Genomic DNA, 14,690 nt, shown 5'->3' with positions numbered 1-14,690 from the left:
TCGTCCGTTCGATTAAGACGCCGCGCGGGCGGCCCCGGCGACCGGCGTGGGCCGTCCGCCGGGCGTTTCCCGGTCTCCGCCGGAACCTCACGGCTCTGACCCGTTGCATTTGGACGGGCGCGGACCTATCGTGCCGCCCCCCCTGAAATCCCCCCTCTGAACTGATGTACTGGACGCTCGATCTCGCCGCGACGTTGGAGGACGCGCCCTGGCCGGCGACCAAGGACGAGCTCATCGACTACGCCGACCGGACGGGCGCGCCTGCGGGCGTGATCCAGAACCTCGAGGAGATGGAGGACGACGGCGCCCCGTACGAGAGCATCGAAGAGGTGTGGCCGGACTACCCGACCCACAACGAGGACTTCTACTTCGAGGACGACTGAGCCGGACCGGCCGTCGTTGATGGACAGCGGAGGACGGGTGGCGCCGTGGCGCACCCCGGCGATCCACCGCCGTTGAACCGAGGCGGGCGTGTGGGGCACGGGCCGCCGGGTCTGCTTGCGTGACCCCCGAAGCCGCTCCGATCGGCGCCGCATGGCGCGGTCGCCCCGTCGGGTCCCGGCGCCAAGAGCGACCTCGGCTTTCCACCGATCCCAAAAAAAGGCCCCCGTCCCACCACAGAACGGAGGCCCGGGGGCATCGGAGAGGTCGAGGTCGACGACGCGGGCGTGAACGCCCGTTCCCCCGTCGTCGGCAGGTGGCAGCAGCAGCGGCCGTCTCCGAGTGCCGGAGGCTAGGCCGCGAGCGTGCGGTGGGCGGCGTCAAAGGCGCCGAGCGCGGCGTCGACGTGCTGGCGGGCGGCGCGCTCGGCGGCGAACGGCGTGCGGAACGAGGCGTCGGAGCGGTGGAGCGTGAGCGCGTGGTGCCCGATCTCGAACGCGAAGGCGTCGGCGGCCGGCAGGAGCCGGAGCTCGAAGCCTCGGTGGGCGAACAGGTCGCAGGAGGTCGACACGGAGGCGGAGAGGCGGGCGGTGTTCACAGTCGGAGGGGGTATCGGGAGAACGATCCGAGCCTTTGGGAAAGTGGTGCCGGTCCCGGACATGGCCCCTCCGGCCGCCGGATTTGTCCGGTCCGGCGTGACGCCAGCGGCGAGTGTTGCGGTCCGTCTCAGGCTGAGAGCGACGCGGCCGCGGCCCCTCGGGCGCCCGTCTCATTCCGCGAGCTGGGGCGGTCGGCGCGACGGCGCTACGCGCTGCTGGCGGGCTCCGACAGGAGCGTGCGCGCGAGCCCGGCGACAGCTCGGAACTGGCCGAGGGCGTCGGCCAGCGCGGCCGCCGCTGCGTCCGTGTCGCCGTCGGCGCGGACGGCCTGCTCGATCTCGTGCGCGGCGTGCGTGAGCGCGTCCGCGCCGAGCGTGCCGCAGGCGGCCTTGAGCTTGTGCGCGGCGCTGGCGCGGTCGCCCTCGACGAGGGCCTCCACGAGCGGGCCCTCGGCGTCGAGGTAGGCGTCGAGGATCTCGGACGCGAGCACGCTGTCGCCGTCGCACAGCGCGCGGAGGTGGTCGGCGACGACGCTCGGGGCGGGGAGCGCGATCGGGCCCCGAGGGGCCGGGCGCGGCGGGGCGGCCGGCGGCGGCGGCGGCGAGGCCGGCGGCGTGCCGTCCGCGACGGCCGCGAGCTCGGCGCGCAGGTCGGCGAGGCGGACCGGCTTGGTCAGGAAGCTGTCCATGCCGGCGGCGGTGCACCGCGTGGCGTCCTCGGCGAAGGCGTTCGCCGTGAGGGCGACGACGCGGGGCTGGTGGCCGGCCCGGGCGCGGAGCCGGCGGGTCGCCTCGAGCCCGTCGAGTACGGGCATCTGGACGTCCATGAACACCAGGTCGTAGTCGACGACGGCGAGCGCGTCGAGGGCCTGGGCGCCGTCCTCGGCGATGTCGGGCGCCACGCCGAGCCGCGCGAGCAGGCCGCGCGCGACGCGGCGGTTAACCTCGTGGTCCTCGACGAGCAGCACGCGGAGGTGCGAGTAGTCGGCCGCGAGCGGCCGGGCGGGCGCCTCGGGCACGGCCGGGCCCGTCAGCCCGCGCACGACGGCGCCGAAGCGGTCGCCGCGGACGGGCTTGGCGACGACGGCGTCGAACAGGCCGGGCGAGGCGACGGCGCCGCCGAGTGGCGCCAGCAGGAGGAGGGGGCGGCCGCCGACGGTGGGGTCGGCGCGCAGGTCGTCGGCGAGCGCGAAGGCGTCGGCGCTGAGCGCGAGCGCGGCCAGGTCGTAGCGGCCGCCGCCGGCCACGTACGCGCGGGCGTCGTCGGCGCTGGCGAGCGTCTCGACCCGGAGGCCGATGGCGGTCGCGAGCGCGGCGACCGCCGCGCGGGCTTGGTCGTGGGGGTCGACGAGCAGGAGCACGGCGCCGGTCGGGTCGGCCGGGCGCGGCGGGCCCTCCACGACGGCGAGCGGGAGGGCGACGGTAAACGTCGAGCCCTCGCCGGCCACGCTCTCGACGGCGACGCTCCCGCCCATCTGCTCGGCGAGCCGCTTGGTGATGGCGAGCCCGAGCCCCGTGCCCCCGTAGCGGCGCGTCGTGGAGGCGTCGACCTGGGTAAAGGAGTCGAACAGGGTGGCCAGGTTCTCGGGCCGGATGCCGACGCCGGTGTCGGTGACCGCGATCGTGACCTCGGCGCCGCCCCGGCGCCGCCGGGCCGAGAGGGTCAGCGCGACGGTCCCGGTCGGCGTGAACTTGACGGCGTTCGCGACCAGGTTGAGCGCGATCTGGCGGATCCGCGCCCCGTCGCCGAGCACGATGGCGGGGACCTCGGGGGCCACGGTGCAGACGACCTCGACGCCGCGCTGGGTGGCGCTCTGGGCGACGACGGCGACGGCGTCGTCGGCGAGCGCACGGAGGTCGACCGGCTCGGCCTCCAGCTCCAGGCGCCCGGCCTCGATCTTGGAGAAGTCGAGGACGTCGTTGATGACGCCCAGCAGCGCCCGGCCCGACGCCTCGATGGTGCCGACGAAGTCGCGCTGGTCGCTGGTCAGCTCCGTCGCGCCGAGCACCTCGGTCATGCCGATGACGCCGTTGAGGGGCGTCCGGATCTCGTGGCTCATCGCGGCCAGGAACTCGGACTTGGCGCGGGCCGCCGCGAGCGCGGCCTCCTTGGCCTCCTCCAGCCGGCGGATCGACTCCTCGCGCGCCCGGGCCACGAACACGCCGAGCGCGCCCAGTGCGCCAAGCGTCGACAGGAAGGCCACGCGCGAGACGCCGGGGTCGGGGATGGTGAGCGTGGCGCCGGCGGCGGCCCCGACGAACAGGACGGTGTAGACCGCCAGCACGCGGGGCGTCTGGAGCCCGGCCGAGCAGCCCAGGAACACCAAGAGCACGCCGAACGCGGCCGTCGGGGTCAGGCCGCCGACCGTCGCGACGTAGATCTGCCACACGGAGACGATCCCGAACAGGGCCGTCACCAGGTAGTAGGCGCGGCGGCGGACGGCGTTGCTGGTGAACGTGAGGACGCCGACCGACAGGGCGGAGAGCCCGATCGCCAGCCGCCCCGCGAGCGGGTCGGCGGACTCGTAGCCGGCGATCCCGTAGAGCCAGCCGACGACGAGGAGCGCGGCGCCGCCGGCGAACAGCAGCGCGCGGTAGATCCAGAGGGTCAGGGGCGAGGCGTCGGTGGGCACGGCGGGCGTTTCGGAGCGGGCCGGGCGGTTTGGTAACCGTCCGCCGCCCCAGGGCGGGCAGGGAGAGCCACCGGGGCCTGTTGCAAACGCCACGCCTCGCGCCCCGGGTCGCCGGGTTCAGGGCGGCGGCTCGGGGTCCGATATCCCGATATCGCGAGCTGCGGACGAGGGCTCTTGCCGTGCGGAGGGCAGGATTTGCGCTCGGCAGACCCCCCGTCCGCGCGGCGCGCACGGTGTAGGGCTGGCGCCAGCCTGGGGCGATTTTGCACGTGTGGGATGACGCCGCGCGGACTGGCTTCGCCGACCCTTCGGGTTGTCCCCCTTGCCAAGGGGGACAGCCAGAGGCGCCCTGAGCGCAGCGATGGCGCCGCTGGCGGGGGGTCTGCCGAGCACGGCCCTCACCAAGCCTCTCCCAGGGTGGGGCGCCGCCAGCTGGCCGGGACTGGCGCATTCCTCACCCTCCGGCGCGCGCCGGCGCGGCATCTTGGCGGTCCGCCCCCGACCCCGACGATGCCCGACGCCCTGACCCCCACCAGCCTCAAGCGCGGCCGCGAGGTCGAGCTCACGCTCGAAGCGTTTGCCGACCGGGGCAAGAGCCTGGCGCGCGTCCCGTCGCCCAACGGCGAGGGCCGGGGCTACGTCGTCTTCGTGGCCGGCGCCGTGCCCGGCGACCGGGTTCGGGCGCGCGTCATCAAGCGCAAGAAGGGGTTTGCCGAGGCGCGCCTGCTGGAGGTGCTCGAGCCGAGCACGCTGCGGACCGAGCCGCGCTGCGAGTACTTCGACGCGTGCGGCGGCTGCAAGTGGCAGCACGTCCAGTACCCCGCGCAGCTGGCGATGAAGGGCGAGGCCGCCGTCTCGGCGCTGACGCGCGCCGGGCTCGACCTCAGCACCGCCGACGTGCGCGCGCCGCTCGGCGCCGACGACCGCGACGGCTCGGGCGGGACGTACTTCTACCGCAACAAGATGGAGTTCTCGTTCTCCGGCATGCGCTGGCTGACCGACTGGGAGGTGGCGACCGGGGAGGCGATGGACAAGGACTTCGCGCTCGGGCTCCACGTGCCCGGCCGGTTCGACAAGGTCCTCGATCTGAAGGTCTGCTACCTCCAGAGCGAGTGGAGCGCGCGGCTCGTCAACGGCGTCCGCGCGCTCGCGAAGGCCGAGGGCTGGACGCCGTACCACCCGCGCGAGCACACCGGCTACCTGCGCATCCTGGCGATCCGCACCTCCGCCCACACCGAGGACCGGATGGTCAACCTGGTGACCTCGCACTACGACGCGGGCCGGATGGAGCGCTTCGCGGCGTTCTTGCGCGCCGAGTTTCCCGAGGTCACGACGTTCGTCAACACGATCAACAGCGGCGTCGCACACACCTCGTACGGGCAGGCGGCGCACGTCGTCTTCGGGCCCGGGCTGATCACCGACAAAATCGGGCCGCACACGTTCGAGATCGCGCCGGACGCCTTTTTCCAGACCAACACGGTCGCCGCCGAGCGGCTGTACGCGGTCGCCCGGGAGTTCGCCAACTTTCAGCCGACCGACAAGGTCTACGACCTGTACTGCGGGGCCGGGACGATCTCGCTCTTCGTGGCGGACGCCGTCGAGAGCGTGCTGGGCGTGGAGCTGGTGGAGGCGGCCGTCGAGAACGCGCGCGCGAGCGCCATCGCCAACGATGTCGACAACTGCACGTTCGTGGCGGGCGACATGCTGGCGCTGTTCAAGCCGGAGCTCATCGAGGAGCACGGCCGTCCGGACGTGCTGATTCTGGACCCGCCGCGCGCGGGCCTGCACCCCAAGGTGGTCGGCCAGATCGCGCACCTGCGTCCGGAGCGGATCGTCTATGTGAGCTGCAACCCGCAGACGCAGGCGCGCGACCTGGCGATGCTGCAGGAGGCCGCGGCGTACACCATCGAGGGCGTGCAGCCGGTCGACCTGTTCCCGCACACGCACCACGTCGAGAGCGTGGTCGGGCTCCGGCTGACGTAGCAGGGGCCGATGGGACTACGGCGCGGAGGCGTCGATCGGCAGGTTCTCGGTCGTCCCGGCCGGGGCGCCCGGGGCGGACTGGGGCTCGGGGCGGGCAAACAGCCACACGCCGAGCGCCGCGAGGGTGACGAGCGCCAGCCCGCCGTGCGCCCAGAGCACCACCTCGGACCACTTCTGGCCGCGGACCTGCTTGGAAAACTGGTACAGCCCGCCGAGCGCGACGACGCCGAACGACGCGAGCACCCACCAGCCCCACCCGGCGTCGCGCTGGGCCAGGCTCGACGCGAGCAGGGCGATCCCGGCCAGCGCCCACAGCCCGTGGACGATCCCGAACGCCTTGCCGCTCGTCTGGCCGCGCCAGTGCCGGACGGCCATCGTGAGGCCCATCAGGGCGGCGAACACGAACGCGAAAAAGGAGACCGTAGCCATCGGAGAGCGGGGGAGAGGGGAGGGCTCCATCGCGCGAGCGGGCCGCGGGGATCCGCGCGGGCTCGGGGTTCGGGAGCGCCCTGAGGCGCAGCGCGCAGGGCGCCAGGAATGGCCCCGTGCCGGATCGCCTCTCCGGCTCAGCAATGGACAAGTGGGGACGAGGGGCGTTTAGTTGTTGTAACGTGTACGTAAGAGCCGGGCGCCTGCGCCCGTCTGCTTTCACCGTCACTCACCCCTGATTCCTATGACCTTCCGCTCCCTCCTCGTCGCCGCGCTCGCGCTCGGCCTCTCCGCCTGCGCCGACGCCCCCGCCGACGAGACGGCCATCTCCGACGACCTCGCCGCCGTCGAAGTCGCCGACGCCCCCGCCATCCCCGCCGGCACGTACGCCATAGACCAGGCCCACTCGCGCGCCGAGTTCCGCGTCCGGCACCTCGGCATCTCGACCGTCACCGGCCGCTTCGGCACCGTCGCCGGCACCGTCACCGTCGGCGACGGGCTGGGCTCGCTTCAGGCGAACGCCGTCATCGACGCGACTTCCATCGACACCGGCAACGAGCAGCGCGACGGCCACCTCCGAAGCCCCGACTTTTTCGACGTGGCCCAGTATCCGGAGATCACGTTCGACGCGACGGCGATCCGCCCCGGCGCCGGCGGCCAGTTCACGCTCGTCGGCGACCTGACCATGCACGGCGTCACGCGGCCCATCGAGCTCGACGCCGAGTACCTCGGGACGTCGAGCGTCCAGGGCATCCAGAAGATCGGCTTCACGGCGTCCGGCGAGATCACGCGTCAGGACTGGGGCCTGACCTGGGCCAACACGAACGAGGCCGGCGAGGCGCTGGTCGGCGACGAGATCACGCTCGCCATCGAGGTCGAGGCCGACCTCCAGGCCGCCGATGCCACGCCGGACGCGTAGCGGTCCGCACGCCGTAGACTTGGGGAGCCGGGCACCGCGCCCGGCTCCCTTTTTTCGTTTAGCCGATGTCTGAGTCCTCCCGCCTCGCGTTCGTCACCGGCGGCACCGGGTTCGTCGGCAGCCACCTCGTCGAGGAGCTGCTGGCGCGAGGCTATTCCGTCCGCGCGCTCGTCCGCAACGACCCGAAGTGGCTGGCGGGGCTCGACGTCGAGACTGTCGCGGGCGACCTCCACGACACGGAGGCCTTGGCGGCGGGCGTCGACGGCGCCGACCTCGTGGTGCACTTGGCCGGGCTGACGCGGGCGCGCGACCAGGCCACGCTCGACCGCGCGAATGTCGACGGGACGCGCGCGCTGCTCGACGCCGTCCGCGCGGGTGGCGGGGCGCCACGGGTGCTCGTCACGAGCAGCCTGGAGGCGATGGGCCCGAATGCCCTCGCGCCCGACGGCGCCGCGATCCCGGCGACTGAGGCCGACCGCCCGCAGCCGATCTCGATGTACGGCGTGAGCAAGGCGCGGATGGAGGACAGGATCCGCCGCGACTACGCCGACCTCGGCGTGACCGTCGTCCGCCCGCCGGCCGTCTACGGCTCGCGCGAGGCCGACCTGTTCGAGATGGCCAAGGGCGCCGCGCGCGGCCTGTTCCCCATCGTCGGGCCCGACGCCGTGCCTCGCCTGTCCCTCGTCCACGTGTCGGACCTGGTGCGGGGGATGGCCGACCTGGCCGAGCACGACGGGGCGGCGGGGGAGACGTACTTCTTGGGCACGCCCGGCGTGTCGTGGGCCGAGGTGCGGGCGGCGCTGGAAAAGGCGCTCGGCCGAAAGACGCTGGCGCTCCGCGTGCCCCGACGGGTGATCGGCGCCGTCGGCGCGCTGGCGGAGTGGGGCGGCGGGCTCGTCGGCACGCTGCCGCCGCTGACGCGCGACAAGGCCGAGGCCGCCCGGCACGCCTGGATCTGCGACTCGGCGAAGGCGGCCGAGACCGTCGGCTACGCGCCGGCGATGGGGCTGGCGGAGGGGTGGGCGGAGGCCGTCGGCTGGTACCGCCAGCAGGGCTGGCTGTAGGGCGGAGGCTCTTGCGCTCGGCAGACCCCCCGTCCGCGTGGCGCGAGGGATGAGGGCAGGCGCGAGCCCCGAGGCGATTCCGCACGAATGGCAGGACGCCGCGCGGACTGTCCCCCTTGCCAAGGGGGACAGCTTGGACGCGCCACGAGAGCCCTGGTCGTTTTGCGCGTGGTGTGCGCGGCAGAGCGGGGGTCTGCCGAGCACGACGCTGGCGCAAGTCCGGTCGCTCTCCCCCGACCCCTCCTCCCCGCCTTCGCGGGGACAGGCTGGAGGGGGGGGGGGCGGTCCAGTGTCCCGGCTCGTGCGCTCGCGCAAACGTGGCTACGGCGTCTCCTCTCCCCTCGGGAGAGGGACAACGCGCAGCGTCGGCGAAGCCAGGGTGAGGGTGTCGTCCGACTGCCTGCCTGCTCGTGAGCGCCAGCGCCGCGTGACGCCCACGAATCGCCGCGCGGCTCCGTTCTCCCTTGCCGTCGCCCGCTTGCGCCCCTAGCCTCCGGCCGTGCCCCGCCTCGCCCTCCGTCTCGTCGTCCTGCTGGCACTCGTCGCGAGCGCCGCGCCGGCGAGCGCCCAGTACTTCGGGTTCGGCAAGAACCGCGTGCAGTACCGCCAAGCCGACTGGCGGACGCTGCAGACGGCCCACTTCGACGTGTACTTCTACGAGCGCGACGCCGCGCCGGGCGGGCAGGTGCTGGCGACGTTCGCGGCCGAGGCCGCCGAGGAGGCCTACCGCGAGGTCTCCGCCCTGTTCGGCGGGGATGTGGCCCGGCGGATCCCGCTCTTGGTCTACCCCACGCACCCCGACTTCGCCGTCACCAACGCCGTCGAGCTGCCGGTCTACGCCGAGGGCATCGGGGGCGTGACCGAGCTGTTCAAAAACCGCATCGCCGTGCCGTTTACCGGCGACTGGCGCGCGTTCCGCCAGGTCGTCCACCACGAGCTGGTCCACGCCGTCCTCAACGACCTGTACTACGGCGGCTCCGTCCAGAGCCTCATCCGGAGCGGGGCGCGGTTGCAGATCCCGGGCTGGTTCAACGAGGGGCTCGCCGAGTTCAGCGCGCTCGGCTGGGACACGCAGAGCGACATGTACGTCCGCGAAGCCCTCCTCGAAGACCGCCTGCCCGACATCGCGCGGCTCGGCGGCTTCTTCGCGTACCGCGGCGGCCAGAGCGTCTGGGACTACGTGGCCCAGGAGTATGGGCGCGAAAAGGTGACCGAGATCCTGGACCGCGTCCGCCTAGGCCGCAGCGTCGACGGCGCGTTCCGCCGGGCGACCGGGCTGGGCCTGCGCGAGCTGTCGGAGCGCTGGAAGCGGGCGCTCCGCGCGGCGTACTACCCCGAGGTCGCCGTGCGCGAGGACGCCGAGGCGATCGCCCGGCCGATCGCCTCGCGACGCGCGACGGGCGGGTGGTACCACGCCAGCCCCGCGCTCTCGCCCCAGGGCGACCGCGTCGCGTACGTGGCGACCGAAGACGGCCTGTTCGACGTGGTCGTCGCCCAGACCGGCGGGCGGCGCCCGCCCGAGACGGTCGTCGAGGGCCAGGACAACGTGACGTTCGAGAGCCTGCGGATCCTGTCGCCGGGGCTGGCGTGGAGCCCCGACGGGCGGCAGCTGGCGGTCGCCGTCACCAGCGGGCCCGGCGACGCGCTCGCGCTCGTCGATGTCGAAACGCGCGAGGTCGAGTCGATCCGCCCGCCCGGCGTCGACGCCGTCGTGTCGGCCGCGTGGAGTCCGGACGGGACGCGGATCGCGTTCGAGGGCGTCGCCGGGGCGCACTCCGACCTCTACGTGCTGGAGCTGGCGACCGGCGCCGTCGCCAACCTCACGCGCGACCTGTACTCCGACCACGCGCCCGCCTGGTCGCCGGACGGCCGATCCCTCGTGTTCCACTCCGACCGCGGCGACGCGCTCTCGCTGGGCCTCGCCACGGCCACCGCTGCCCTGTCCCGCGCCGTCGACACGCGCGCGCTCGGCCGCCGCAGCCACGACCTCTACCGCCTCAACCTCGACGCGCCCCGCACGGTTGAGCGGCTCACCGACGACGCGCTCTGGGACGAGACGCGCCCCGCCCTCGCCGACGGCCCCGACGGGCCCCGGCTGCTGTTCATCAGCGACCGCAACGGCGTCCCCAACCTCTACGCGCTCGACCTCGCCACACGCGCCAGCCGGCCGCTCACCGACCTGCAGACGGGCGTCCTCGATGTGTCGCTCTCGGCCGACGGCCGCCGCGCCGTCTTCCTGGCGCTCGACGAGGGCTCGCCGTCGGTCTTCTTCCTGCGCGACCCCTTCGGCCGCGCCGACCTCCCGGCCGAGCTTGCGCCGACCATCTGGGCCCAACGCCGCACGGGCCGCTCGTCAGGGGCCCCGGCCCTCGAACTGGCGTCGGCCGCGATTCGCGAGCAGAACCCGTTCCTGCGCGACGCCGCCGACGGCCGTCCGCCCCCGCCCCCTCCGCGCCGCGCCGGCCCGCCGACGCCCGAGGAGCTCGCGTTCGCCGACTCGATCTTGGCGCTCGCCCCGCCGCCCCCGGCGTTTCTCGCCTCGACCGACACGCTCGCGCTCGACCCGACGGCCCCGGAGCGCGGGCCCCGCGTCGACTTCCGCGCCTACGACTTTTCCGATGCCTTCGACGGCGGCGGCGGCCTGCCCCGCCCCGACGACCCGTTCCGCCCCGTCGGCAACCGCGACTCGACGGGCGCGCTGCTGGCGCGCGAGTACAAGCTCCGCTTTACACTCGACCTCATCTCGGCCGCGGGCAGCTACGACACCGTCTACGGCGTCCAGTCGGTGACGCAGCTCTTGTTCTCAGACGTCCTCGGCGACCACCGCGTGGGGCTGGCGACGAACCTCGTCCTCGACTTGCGGAACGCGGACTACGTGCTGAGCTACCAGAATCGCGCGCGCCGCACCCAGTTCGGGCTCGAGGGCTTCCACCTCGCCCGCCAGCTCCGCGACCCCACCAACCGGACGATCTACCGCTACCGCAACTACGGGGTCGTCGCCAGCGCCCGCCGCCCACTCGACAAATTCCGCCGCGTCGACGCCGAGGTCGGCCTGCTCGGCGTGTCGCTGACCGACCTGTCGGACCTCGGCGAGCGCGCCCGGAGCCGCCTCTTCGCCGTCCCGCGCGTCACCTACACCGTCGACCACACCGTGCCGGGGCGGCTCGGGCCGAGCAGCGGGGCGCGGTATGCGGGGAGCCTGTCCGGCGCGCCCGGGCCGGACGCCTTCTTCGCGACGGCGATCGCCGACGGCCGCCGCTACTGGCCACTTGGTCAGGGCTTCGGGCTCGCGCTCCGCGGGTCGGCGGGGCTCAGCGTCGGGCCCGATCCCCAGCGGTTCTACGCGGCGGGCGTCCAGAACTGGGTCAAGTCCGAGTTCCGGAGCCTGCCCGTCGAGTCGCCCGACGACTTCGTGTTCGCGACGCCCGTGCTGCCCGTCCGCGGGTTCGGGTTCAACGAGGCCGCCGGCGACCGCTTTGCCCTCGTCAACGCCGAGGTGCGCGTGCCGCTGATCGCCGCGCTGCTGCCCGGGCCGGTCCCGCTCGTCCCGCTCTACGACGTGCAGACGGTCGCCTTCGTCGACGCGGGGATCATCGCCGATGGGGGGCTCGACGTGCTCCGGACGGTCGTCGAGGAGGCCGACCCCGAGGATCCGGAGGCGGAGGACGTGGAGTACCGCGTGTTCGACGACGTGCTGCTCGGCGCCGGCGTCGGCTTGCGGACGTTCGTGCTCGGCTACCCCGTCCGCCTCGACTGGGGCTGGCCCTTCGACGGCCGCGAGATCGGGGAGGGGCGGCTCTATTTCTCCGTCGGGCTGGATTTTTAGGGGGGATGGGAATTGAGGGTTGGGGTGCTGAGAAGCTTTCTACAGCGTCATCCCGAGCTTGTCGAGGGATCTCTGACGAGCAACATGGTGCGCGCTAGAGATCCCTCGACAAGCTCGGGATGACGAGCCATTGTGCCTCCGCAAGCAGCTCGACTGGGCAGGCGGGGGCTCGGTCTGTCGGGGTGGGTGCATGAGCAGAGAGAGGCCCCCAATCCCAAAACCGAACCCCCAACCGGGCCATCCCTCCACCCCCAATCCTCCACACCCTCACCGATCGCGCGAGCGGCCCCGGCTAGCTTTCCGCTTCCCCACGCCCGATTCGCCCCGATGCAGACCGACGTCCGAGCCCTCAACGAGGTTGACTACGTCCTCGACGTGACCGTCCCCGCCGAGGACCTCCAGCCCCAGATCGACGCCGCCCTCAAAAAGCAGCGCGCCCAGATGAACCTCAAGGGGTTCCGTCCCGGCAAGGTGCCCATGGGCGTCGTGCGCAAGATGGTCGGCCCCCAGGTCTCCATCGAGGTCGCCGAGCAGGTCATCGGCGAGGCCTACCGGACGGCCGTCGTGGAGAACGAGGACATCGAGCCGCTCGGCCAGCCGCGCCTGACGGAGCTCGACTTCGACGTCGAGGACCCCGAGGCCGAGCTCAAGGCCGTCGTCGAGTTCGGCATCCGCCCGACGATCGCGCTCGCGGACCTGTCCGGCGTGCCCGTCACGCGCGTCGTCCGCGCCTTTACCGACGAGGACGTCGACGCCGACATTCAGCGCCGCCGCGACCTCGCCGCGACCGAGGAGGACACCGACGAGGGCACGACCGCCGACACGAGCCACGTCGTGATGGTCGACATCCAGCCCATCGACGCCGACGGCGAGCCCACCGGGCCCAAGCAGAACGCCGCCCGCATCGTGATGGGCAACCCCGACCTGCGCCCCGAGATGGTCGAGGCGCTGACCGGCACCCAGATCGGCGACGAGACGACCGTCGAGCTGCCCCGCCCCGACGACGAGGGCGAGATCGACCGCTACCGGCTGACCGTCGTCGACGTGCTCCAGCGCGTCGTGCCCGAGATGGACGCCGACTTTATCAAGTCGCAGACCGGCGAGTCGGAGGACCTCGACGACCTCAAGACGCAGATCCGCGAGGAGCTCGCCAAGTCGTGGGACGCCCGCGCCAAGCAGGCGCTCGAGCAGAAGATGGTCGAGGAGTTCGTGCTCGGCCACCGCGACACGGTCCCCGTCCCGGCCACGCTCGTCGACGCCGCGCTCGACACCATGTTCGAGGACGTCCGCAAGCGCCACGAGGGCGCCATCCCGCCGACGTTCGACCACGAGGCCTGGCGCACCGAGAACCGCCAGCAGGCCGAGGACCAGGTCCGCTGGCTCCTCATCAAGGACCAGCTCATCGAGGAGGAGGGGCTCGAGGTCTCGACCGAGGACTTCGAGGCCGAGTTCCAGAAGCTGGCCGGCGACGGCGCCGACGCCGAGCTCGTCAAGCAGTACTTCACGTCGCAGCCCCAGATGCTCGAGCAGATGGGCGACCAGATGTTGAACCAGCGCATCTTCGGCGCGCTCGAAGGCCGGTTCACGGTCGTCGAGAAATCGGCCGACGAGATCCGCGCCGAGGCCGAAGCGCGGCGCGCCGAGATCGCCGAGGCGCAGGCCAACGCGCCCGTCGAGCTGACGCCGGCCACGGCCGACGAGGAGACCGAGGCCGAGCCCTCCGACGAGGAGGAGTAGTCCGCCCCGCCCCGCTTGCGGCCCGCGCCCTCCCCCTTCACCCCGGGGGAGGGCGCGGTTCGTTTCGCGCGGCCTGCGGGCGGGCCCGTGTCCGACCCGGGCTGGGCTCCGGGCCATCGGGCGGAACCGCGCCCGCCCGCTCGGGTGCCACGCCCCGACATTCCCAGCGACACCGACCGCGCGCCCCGCGCCCCCGCATGAGCCAGATCCGCGACTTCGTCTCGTTCTCCCGGAGCCTCACCACGCTCCCCGACGACATCTACTCGGGCCCCCAGCAGGTGGCCCCCATCAACGCGCTCGTCCCGATGGTGATCGAGCAGACCGCGCGTGGCGAGCGCTCGTTCGACATCTTTAGCCGGCTCCTCAAGGACCGCATCGTCCTGTTCGGCACGCCCGTCAACGACACGACGGCGAACCTGGCCGTGGCGCAGCTCCTGTTCCTCGCGGCCGACGACCCGGAGAAGGACATCAACCTGTACGTCAACAGCCCCGGCGGCGCGGTCTACTCCGGGATGGCCGTCTACGACACCATGCAGTTCGTCAAGCCCGACGTGGCGACGATCTGCGTCGGGCTGGCGGCGTCGATGGGCTCGGTCTTCCTGCTCGGCGGGGCGGCCGGCAAGCGCGCCGCGCTCCCCAACAGCCGCATCATGATCCACCAGCCGTCCTCGGGCGCCCAGGGGCAGGCCTCGGACATCCAGATCCAGGCCGAGGAAATCTTGTACATCAAGAAGCGGATGAACGAGGTGATCGCCAGCCACACCGGGCAGACGGTCGACCAGGTCGAGAAGGACACCGACCGGGACAAGTTCATGAGCCCCGACGAGGCCAAGGCCTACGGGATCATCGACACGGTGCTGGGCAAGAAGGCCGAGGGCGTCCCCGACGAGGACCCCACGGAGTCCGGCGACGCCGAGTAGCGCGCCCCTACGCCCCCCCGCCGAGGCGGGCCGGCTCCGGTCGGCCCGCCTTCTTGTTTTCCACAGGGCGCGGGGACGTGGCGCCTGCGCCGGCGGCGGGGCGGGAATTGTGGAAAGAGGGTGGAGGACGGGCTTGCGTAGATCGGATCCAGATAAGGCCGCTACCTTAGACTCCGTCCAGACAAGCGGACCCGACGGTC

10 protein-coding genes are annotated in these 14,690 nt (G+C 72.9%); 7 read left to right on the top strand and 3 right to left on the bottom strand.

What is annotated here, in order from left to right; all coding sequences use genetic code 11:
* The first annotated feature begins 164 nt into the window (after positions 1-164).
* Positions 165-383, top strand: a complete 219-nt coding sequence (locus tag ACLIRP_RS11220; protein WP_412060538.1) for a DUF2795 domain-containing protein — start codon at positions 165-167, stop codon at positions 381-383.
* Positions 384-733: 350 nt separating this feature from the next.
* On the opposite strand, the gene ACLIRP_RS11215 is transcribed toward ACLIRP_RS11220, so the two are convergent.
* Both ACLIRP_RS11215 and ACLIRP_RS11210 read right to left on the bottom strand, forming a co-directional pair.
* Entirely contained in the window at positions 734-979 is a 246-nt protein-coding gene (locus ACLIRP_RS11215) for a hypothetical protein (protein WP_412060537.1), read from the bottom strand.
* Positions 980-1,185: 206 nt separating this feature from the next.
* Positions 1,186-3,612: an ATP-binding protein gene (locus ACLIRP_RS11210; RefSeq protein ID WP_412060536.1), complete on the bottom strand. Its 2,427-nt coding sequence runs from the start codon at positions 3,610-3,612 to the stop codon at positions 1,186-1,188.
* A 510-nt stretch (positions 3,613-4,122) separates the two neighbouring features.
* On the opposite strand from ACLIRP_RS11210, the gene rlmD reads away from it, so the two are divergent.
* A complete protein-coding gene (rlmD, locus tag ACLIRP_RS11205; RefSeq protein WP_412060535.1) occupies positions 4,123-5,595 on the top strand; it encodes a 23S rRNA (uracil(1939)-C(5))-methyltransferase RlmD in 1,473 nt (490 codons plus the stop codon).
* Between the two features lie 15 nt (positions 5,596-5,610).
* On the opposite strand, the gene ACLIRP_RS11200 is transcribed toward rlmD, so the two are convergent.
* Positions 5,611-6,024, bottom strand: coding sequence for a hypothetical protein (locus tag ACLIRP_RS11200; RefSeq protein ID WP_412060534.1), 414 nt, complete (start codon positions 6,022-6,024; stop codon positions 5,611-5,613).
* Positions 6,025-6,268: 244 nt separating this feature from the next.
* Between ACLIRP_RS11200 and ACLIRP_RS11195 the strand changes: the two genes are divergently transcribed.
* The 5 genes from ACLIRP_RS11195 to clpP all read left to right on the top strand — a co-directional run bounded on the left by ACLIRP_RS11195 (position 6,269) and on the right by clpP (position 14,490).
* The gene (locus tag ACLIRP_RS11195) at positions 6,269-6,943 is read left to right on the top strand and encodes a YceI family protein (RefSeq protein ID WP_412060533.1); all 675 of its coding nucleotides are present in this window, start codon (positions 6,269-6,271) and stop codon (positions 6,941-6,943) included.
* 65 nt (positions 6,944-7,008) lie between these two features.
* The gene (locus tag ACLIRP_RS11190) at positions 7,009-8,007 is read left to right on the top strand and encodes an NAD-dependent epimerase/dehydratase family protein (RefSeq protein ID WP_412060532.1); all 999 of its coding nucleotides are present in this window, start codon (positions 7,009-7,011) and stop codon (positions 8,005-8,007) included.
* A gap of 499 nt (positions 8,008-8,506) precedes the next feature.
* A complete protein-coding gene (locus tag ACLIRP_RS11185; RefSeq protein WP_412060531.1) occupies positions 8,507-11,833 on the top strand; it encodes a peptidase MA family metallohydrolase in 3,327 nt (1,108 codons plus the stop codon).
* Between the two features lie 327 nt (positions 11,834-12,160).
* Positions 12,161-13,570, top strand: a complete 1,410-nt coding sequence (tig, locus tag ACLIRP_RS11180; protein ID WP_412060530.1) for a trigger factor — start codon at positions 12,161-12,163, stop codon at positions 13,568-13,570.
* 197 nt (positions 13,571-13,767) lie between these two features.
* Positions 13,768-14,490, top strand: coding sequence for an ATP-dependent Clp endopeptidase proteolytic subunit ClpP (gene clpP, locus ACLIRP_RS11175; RefSeq protein WP_412060529.1), 723 nt, complete (start codon positions 13,768-13,770; stop codon positions 14,488-14,490).
* The last annotated feature ends 200 nt before the right edge of the window (positions 14,491-14,690 follow it).

This window comes from Rubrivirga halophila (genome assembly GCF_046845755.1).
Lineage (GTDB): Bacteria > Bacteroidota > Rhodothermia > Rhodothermales > Rubricoccaceae > Rubrivirga.
This window is presented reverse-complemented; position numbering and strand designations above follow the sequence as displayed.

Coding starts and splice junctions, on each gene's coding strand:
- ACLIRP_RS11220 (WP_412060538.1), top strand. CDS start 165: ATGTACTGGACGCTCGATCTCGCCGCGACGTTGGAGGACGCGCCCTGG.
- rlmD (WP_412060535.1), top strand. CDS start 4,123: ATGCCCGACGCCCTGACCCCCACCAGCCTCAAGCGCGGCCGCGAGGTC.
- ACLIRP_RS11200 (WP_412060534.1), bottom strand. CDS start 6,024: ATGGCTACGGTCTCCTTTTTCGCGTTCGTGTTCGCCGCCCTGATGGGC.
- ACLIRP_RS11195 (WP_412060533.1), top strand. CDS start 6,269: ATGACCTTCCGCTCCCTCCTCGTCGCCGCGCTCGCGCTCGGCCTCTCC.
- ACLIRP_RS11190 (WP_412060532.1), top strand. CDS start 7,009: ATGTCTGAGTCCTCCCGCCTCGCGTTCGTCACCGGCGGCACCGGGTTC.
- tig (WP_412060530.1), top strand. CDS start 12,161: ATGCAGACCGACGTCCGAGCCCTCAACGAGGTTGACTACGTCCTCGAC.
- clpP (WP_412060529.1), top strand. CDS start 13,768: ATGAGCCAGATCCGCGACTTCGTCTCGTTCTCCCGGAGCCTCACCACG.